This is a genomic window from Streptomyces hilarionis, assembly GCF_024539675.1.
GTDB classification, from domain to species: Bacteria; Actinomycetota; Actinomycetes; order Streptomycetales; family Streptomycetaceae; genus Streptomyces; species Streptomyces hilarionis.
Map to the genome: position 1 here is coordinate 99,718 of NZ_JAHHIT010000042.1, position 6,220 is coordinate 105,937.

Sequence of the window (6,220 nt, forward strand, 5' to 3'; positions counted from 1 at the left end):
TCGGCCGACATTCGGCGGCCGGCCTTTGGCGACCGACGTTCGGCGTTCGGCGTTCGGTGATCGGCGTTCGGTGATCGGTGATCGGTGATCGGCCGACGACGACCGGCGGGCGACGGCGGGCGGGCGACCGGGATCGGCGACGGGCGACCGGCGGCCGGGATCGGCCGTCTCCCTCCCGCGGGTCCCAGGTCCGTCGGCCGTCGCGCGCAGGCTCCGGTCCAGGCGCGGCGCACCGCGCCGCCGCCCTCCCGCGGGATCGTCGGACGCCGGTCGCCCGGTCGCGGCGGGCTGTGAAGCGGATCACTCCACCCCACCCTTTGTTGAACCTTGAACTTCTCTCGCGTACGGTCGACCACGTCAGCCGATCCGGACCACGGTCCGGTACGGGATCCGGTCGTATCGGACCCGCCGGACGCAACCCAAGGAAGCCCACGCATGTCTCTCGTTCTCGACCCCGCCGCCCAGGACCTGCTGTTCCGCGAGGCCCGCACCGCGAACACCTTCACCGACGAGCCGGTGACCGACGAGCAGGTCCAGGCGATCTACGACCTGGTCAAGTACGGACCGACGGCGTTCAACCAGACCCCGCTGCGCATCACGCTGGTCCGCTCCGCCGAGGCCCGTGAGCGCCTGGTGCAGCACATGGCCGAGGGCAACCAGGCCAAGACCTCGACCGCCCCGCTGGTCGCGATCCTCTCCGCGGACAACGAGTTCCACGAGGAGCTGCCCACCCTCTTCCCGGCCTTCCCGCAGGCCAAGGACCTCTTCTTCAGCGAGCGTCCGGCCCGTGAGGGCGCCGCCGCGCTGAACGCCGCGCTCCAGGCCGCGTACTTCATCATCGGCGTCCGTGCCGCGGGCCTCGCCGCCGGCCCGATGACCGGCGTGGACCTGGAAGGCGTCCGCAAGGAGTTCCTCGACGACGACCACACCCCGCTGATGGTCGTCAACATCGGCCGTCCCGGCGAGGGCGCCTGGTACCCGCGCTCCCCGCGCCTGGCGTACGACGAGGTCGTCACCACCGTCTGAGACGGCTGACGCGCGAGACCGCCGACACGCGAGACCGCTGACACGCGAAGGGGCCCCCGGCATGCCGGGGGCCCCTTCTGTCGTACGCCGGGGGGCGCTCACGCCAGCTTCAGCGCACCGGCCATCGTCGCCAGCTGTCCGAAGCCGCCCGTGCCCGCGACCACCGTGGTCGAGCCCTTGGTGTCCTGCAACACGAGCGCGTCGTAGCGGCCGCCGGTGTAGCGGGTCCAGGTGCGGCCGGCGATCCGCTCGGTGACCTCGGTCGCGGTCGAACCCTGGCTGGCCTCGTCGATGAACTGCGAGCGGCGCTGAGTGGACTGCTCGATGGTCACGTACTCCCCGTCGGGGGCGTGGAAACCGAGGTGCCAGGCGTCGAAGGCGTCGCCCTTGAAGCGCACCGAGGTCGCCTTCCACGTCTCGGGCAGGCCCTCGGGCGCGGCCACCGGGTACGAGGCCGCGCGGCGCGCGGTGAGGAGCTCGACGCGGTAGTCGACCCGCTTGACGTCGGGAGCGCGGTCCTCGTGCGGGATGAAGAGGTAGATGACCCACGCCGCGATCATGATCAGCCCCAGGGAGAGGATCATGTCCCGGGCCGTCTTCTGCTTGCCGTTCGAACCTGCCACGCCCCCTATCGTCGCAGGTGCCCGGCGCGCTCATCCGTGGGGTCCCCTGCTCATTTTGTCGGACTGACGATAGAGTCGGGCATCGAACCCTCATCCGGCCGTCGTCGTATCAGTCAGAAAGGTGCGCTCCGATGACCGAGCATCATCACTTGCCGTCCGAACTCGATGTCCCCTCCGAAGCCCCCGACCGCAACCTCGCCCTGGAACTCGTCCGGGTGACCGAGGCCGCCGCCATGGCCGCCGGCCGCTGGGTGGGACGCGGGGACAAGAACGGCGCCGACGGCGCCGCGGTACGCGCCATGCGCACCCTCGTGTCCACCGTGTCGATGAACGGCGTGGTCGTCATCGGAGAGGGCGAGAAGGACGAAGCCCCGATGCTCTTCAACGGCGAGCGCGTCGGTGACGGCACGGGGCCCGAGGTCGACATCGCGGTCGACCCGATCGACGGCACCACGCTGACGGCCAAGGGCATGCCGAACGCGATCGCCGTCCTCGCCGCCACCGAGCGCGGGGCGATGTTCGACCCGTCCGCCGTGTTCTACATGGACAAGCTGGTCACCGGTCCCGAGGCGGCCGAGTTCGTCGACATCGACGCGCCCGTCGAGGTCAACATCCGTCGGGTCGCCAAGGCCAAGCGGGGCACGCCCGAGGACGTCACCGTCGTCATCCTGGACCGGCCCCGGCACGCGGGCATCATCGAGGAGATCCGGGCCACCGGCGCACGCATCAAGCTGATCTCCGACGGCGACGTCGCGGGCTCGATCCTGGCCCTGCGCGAGGGCACCGGCATCGACCTGCTGCTCGGCGTCGGCGGCACCCCCGAGGGCATCATCTCGGCCTGCGCCGTGAAGTGCCTGGGCGGCGTCATCCAGGGCAAGCTGTGGCCCAAGGACGACGAGGAGCGGCAGCGCGCGATCGACGCCGGACACGACCTCGACCGGGTGCTGACCACCGAGGACCTGGTCACCGGCGAGAACGTGTTCTTCGTCGCCACCGGCATCACCGACGGCGAACTGCTGCGGGGCGTCCGGTACCGCTCGGAGACCGCGACCACCGACTCGATCGTGATGCGGTCGAAGTCCGGGACGGTGCGGCGCATCGACTCAGAGCACCGGCTGAGCAAGCTGCGCGCCTACAGCGCCGTCGACTTCGACCGGGCGAAGTAGCCCCGGCCGGGCCGAGCGGCCCGGCCGCGAACCGCGGGCGCCCCCCGGTGCGGAGGGGGGCGCCCCTTCTCATGCTCCGGGCAGGCCCTAACCGGCCTGCGCTATGCGGCCCGCCGCCCGCGCCTTCTGCAGTTCGACGTCACGGCGGCGGCGCCGGGCGAGGACCACGCGGCGCTCGGCGGCGGTGAGGCCGCCCCAGACGCCGTAGGGCTCGGGCTGCAACAGCGCGTGCTCGCGGCACTCCACCATCACCGGACAGCGCGCACAGACCCGCTTGGCCGCTTCCTCGCGCGACAGCCGGGCGGCCGTGGGCTCCTTGGACGGGGCGAAGAACAGGCCTGCCTCGTCCCGGCGGCACACCGCCTCGGTGTGCCAGGGAGCGTCTTGGTCCCTGTCGCGCGCTGGCACCCGCTGGGCCGGGACGGCGGCGACCTGCAGGGACGAATGCGGCGGTTGCAGCACGGGTCTACTCCTGACGACGGCTTCGCGAGCGAGCGACGATGCAGCAAGGCCTACCCGCTGTACGCGCGCCTATGCACAGGGTTGGCGACCGCCGGACCCCGCCGCCGCCGCTGTTGGCGCGTTCCCGTCCCTCAGTGGTCCAGGTGCCTGCGCAGCCCCTTGTCGACCTTGCGCTGCACACGGTCGAGGATGTCCGCCACGAGCTTGCCCCGCTTCGGCCGGCCCTCGATGTTGCCCAGGACCGCCCAGCCGTCCACGTAGACCACCGGCGCGTCCGGCTGCGGGGAGTCGAGCGCGACCACCTCGAAGTTGCCGAGCACCGCGCCGCCCGTGCCGCGCAGCGAGACGTTCTCCGGGACGCGGACCTCCACGTTGCCGAAGACCGAGATCGCCTTGATCACGACCTGCTGGTACTCGAAGAGCGCCTCGGTGAGATCGATCTCCACACTGCCGAAGACCGCGTAGACGTGGATGCGCCGGCCCGCGCGCCAGCGCCCGCGGCGGACCGCGCTGCTGAAGATCGCGACGACGCTGTCGTCGGGGTCGGCCGGAATCGCGCCGGCGGTGGGCCGGGAGGGGGCCGAGGCGGGGGCCGCGCGCCGTTCGTGCGCGGCGGGGAGGTCCCGCACGAACGCCTCCAGCTCGCCGACGGTCCTGGCGGCCAGCACTCCCTCGACGCGCTCGGCGTGCTCGTCGGCCGTCAGCCGGCCCTCCGCCAGGGCCTCGCGCAGCATGTCGGCGATACGGTCGCGGTCGGCGTCCGAGGCACGCAGCTCGGAGGCCGGCGCGGAGGCCGCGGGGGCGGCGGCAGGGGCGCTGCTCTGCTTCTGAAGGTCCACGGCAGCAGCGTACCCAAACACGATAGATCGCGATACCCCCGCCGAAGGCCGTCACCGCCGGGAACCCGGCGCCGGGATGCGGGCCCCACTGAGCCCGACCTCACAGGCGGCCCGTCCGCGGCAGGTTCTACGCTGGTGGGCGCCCGCCAATGGAGGCGGGCGCCGTCTGTCGAGTGAGGAATGGGCGAGATGCCTGAGTTCGCGTACACCGATCTGCTCCCCATGGGAGAGGACACCACCCCCTACCGGCTGGTGACCTCCGAGGGTGTCTCCACCTTCGAGGCCGACGGGCGGACGTTCCTCAAGGTGGAGCCGGAGGCGCTGCGCAAGCTCGCCGAGGAGGCGATCCACGACATCCAGCACTACCTGCGCCCCGCCCACCTCGCCCAGCTGCGCCGGATCATCGACGACCCGGAGGCCTCCGCCAACGACAAGTTCGTGGCGCTGGACCTGCTGAAGAACGCGAACATCGCGGCCGCGGGCGTGCTGCCCATGTGCCAGGACACCGGCACCGCGATCGTCATGGGCAAGCGCGGCCAGAACGTGCTCACCGACGGCGGCGACGAGGCGGCCCTGAGCCGCGGGATCTACGACGCCTACCTGAACCTGAACCTGCGCTACTCGCAGATGGCCCCGCTGACCATGTGGGACGAGAAGAACACCGGCTCCAACCTCCCGGCGCAGATCGAGCTGTACGCGGCGGACGGCGGCGCGTACAAGTTCCTGTTCATGGCCAAGGGCGGCGGCTCGGCCAACAAGAGCTTCCTCTACCAGGAGACCAAGGCCGTCCTGAACGAGGCCTCCTTGATGAAGTTCCTGGAGGAGAAGATCCGCTCGCTGGGCACGGCCGCCTGCCCGCCGTACCACCTGGCGATCGTCGTCGGCGGCACGAGCGCCGAGTACGCGCTGAAGACCGCCAAGTACGCCTCCGCGCACTACCTGGACGAGATCCCCGCCGAGGGCTCCGAGCTGGGCCACGGGTTCCGGGACAAGGAGCTGGAGGAGAAGGTCTTCGAGCTGACGCAGAGGATCGGCATCGGCGCGCAGTTCGGCGGCAAGTACTTCTGCCACGACGTGCGCGTGGTGCGCCTCCCGCGGCACGGCGCGTCCTGCCCGGTCGCCATCGCCGTGTCCTGCTCGGCCGACCGCCAGGCCGTCGCGAAGATCACCGCCGAGGGCGTCTTCCTGGAGCAGCTGGAGACGGACCCGGCGCGGTTCCTTCCCGAGACCACGGACGAGCACCTCGACGAGTCGTCCGACGTCGTGCGGATCGACCTGAACCAGCCGATGGACGACATCCTCGCCGAGCTGACCAGGTACCCCGTCAAGACCCGGCTCTCCCTGACCGGCCCGCTGGTCGTGGCCCGTGACATCGCGCACGCCAAGATCAAGGAGAGGCTGGACGCGGGCGAGGAGATGCCCCAGTACCTCAAGGACCACCCGGTGTACTACGCGGGCCCGGCCAAGACCCCCGAGGGCTACGCGTCCGGCTCCTTCGGCCCGACGACCGCCGGCCGCATGGACTCCTACGTCGAGCAGTTCCAGGCCGCGGGCGGCTCCAAGGTGATGCTGGCCAAGGGCAACCGCAGCAAGCAGGTCACCGACGCGTGCGACGCCCACGGCGGCTTCTACCTCGGCTCCATCGGCGGCCCGGCCGCGCGGCTCGCCCAGGACTGCATCAAGAAGGTCGAGGTCGTCGAGTACGAGGAGCTCGGCATGGAGGCCGTCTGGAAGATCGAGGTCGAGGACTTCCCGGCGTTCATCGTCGTCGACGACAAGGGCAACGACTTCTTCCAGGACCCGGCGCCGGCCCCGACGTTCACGTCGATCCCGGTGCGGGGACCGGGCCTGGCGTAGTGCCTCCCGGCGGCGGGGATGGATCTCGCCCCCGCCGCCCCTACCCGTCCCATCCCCAGGGCCTGCCGCCCCTTCGACCCCGCTTCGGCCTGAACGGCCTCGTCCTCGAACGCCGGACGGGCTGGCTGGTGCCGTCGGACGAACAAGCCGAACGACTTCTTCCAGGACCCGGCGCCCGCGCCCGCCTTCACCACGATCCCGGTCCGCGGCCCCGGCCTCGGGTGAGCGCGCGGGGGCGGCTGGGGGG

The 6,220-nt window shown here is 71.4% G+C and carries 6 protein-coding genes; 3 read left to right on the plus strand and 3 right to left on the minus strand.

Features of this window, described 5'->3' with window-relative positions; genetic code table 11:
* Nucleotides 1-435: 435 nt before the first annotated feature.
* Nucleotides 436-1,026 (plus strand): malonic semialdehyde reductase, encoded by a 591-nt coding sequence (locus KMS84_RS09700; RefSeq protein ID WP_256910545.1) that lies wholly within the window; start codon nt 436-438, stop codon nt 1,024-1,026.
* 98 nt (nt 1,027-1,124) lie between these two features.
* Here the strand turns inward: KMS84_RS09700 and KMS84_RS09705 are convergent, their stop codons facing one another.
* Nucleotides 1,125-1,649, minus strand: coding sequence for a DUF4245 domain-containing protein (locus KMS84_RS09705; RefSeq protein WP_256915696.1), 525 nt, complete (start codon nt 1,647-1,649; stop codon nt 1,125-1,127).
* A 131-nt stretch (nt 1,650-1,780) separates the two neighbouring features.
* On the opposite strand from KMS84_RS09705, the gene glpX reads away from it, so the two are divergent.
* Nucleotides 1,781-2,815: a class II fructose-bisphosphatase gene (gene glpX, locus KMS84_RS09710; RefSeq protein WP_256915697.1), complete on the plus strand. Its 1,035-nt coding sequence runs from the start codon at nt 1,781-1,783 to the stop codon at nt 2,813-2,815.
* An 87-nt stretch (nt 2,816-2,902) separates the two neighbouring features.
* On the opposite strand, the gene KMS84_RS09715 is transcribed toward glpX, so the two are convergent.
* Complete coding sequence (locus KMS84_RS09715) at nt 2,903-3,277, minus strand: WhiB family transcriptional regulator (RefSeq protein WP_069768104.1); 375 nt, start codon at nt 3,275-3,277, stop codon at nt 2,903-2,905.
* Between the two features lie 131 nt (nt 3,278-3,408).
* A complete protein-coding gene (locus tag KMS84_RS09720; protein ID WP_256915698.1) occupies nt 3,409-4,116 on the minus strand; it encodes a DUF1707 SHOCT-like domain-containing protein in 708 nt (235 codons plus the stop codon).
* Between the two features lie 189 nt (nt 4,117-4,305).
* Here KMS84_RS09720 and KMS84_RS09725 point away from each other — a divergent pair, with 189 nt between their 5' ends.
* On the plus strand, nt 4,306-5,973 hold the full coding sequence (locus tag KMS84_RS09725) for a fumarate hydratase (protein ID WP_256915699.1): 1,668 nt from the start codon (nt 4,306-4,308) through the stop codon (nt 5,971-5,973).
* Nucleotides 5,974-6,220: the final 247 nt, after the last annotated feature.

Coding starts and splice junctions, on each gene's coding strand:
- KMS84_RS09700 (WP_256910545.1), top strand. CDS start 436: ATGTCTCTCGTTCTCGACCCCGCCGCCCAGGACCTGCTGTTCCGCGAG.
- glpX (WP_256915697.1), top strand. CDS start 1,781: ATGACCGAGCATCATCACTTGCCGTCCGAACTCGATGTCCCCTCCGAA.
- KMS84_RS09725 (WP_256915699.1), top strand. CDS start 4,306: ATGCCTGAGTTCGCGTACACCGATCTGCTCCCCATGGGAGAGGACACC.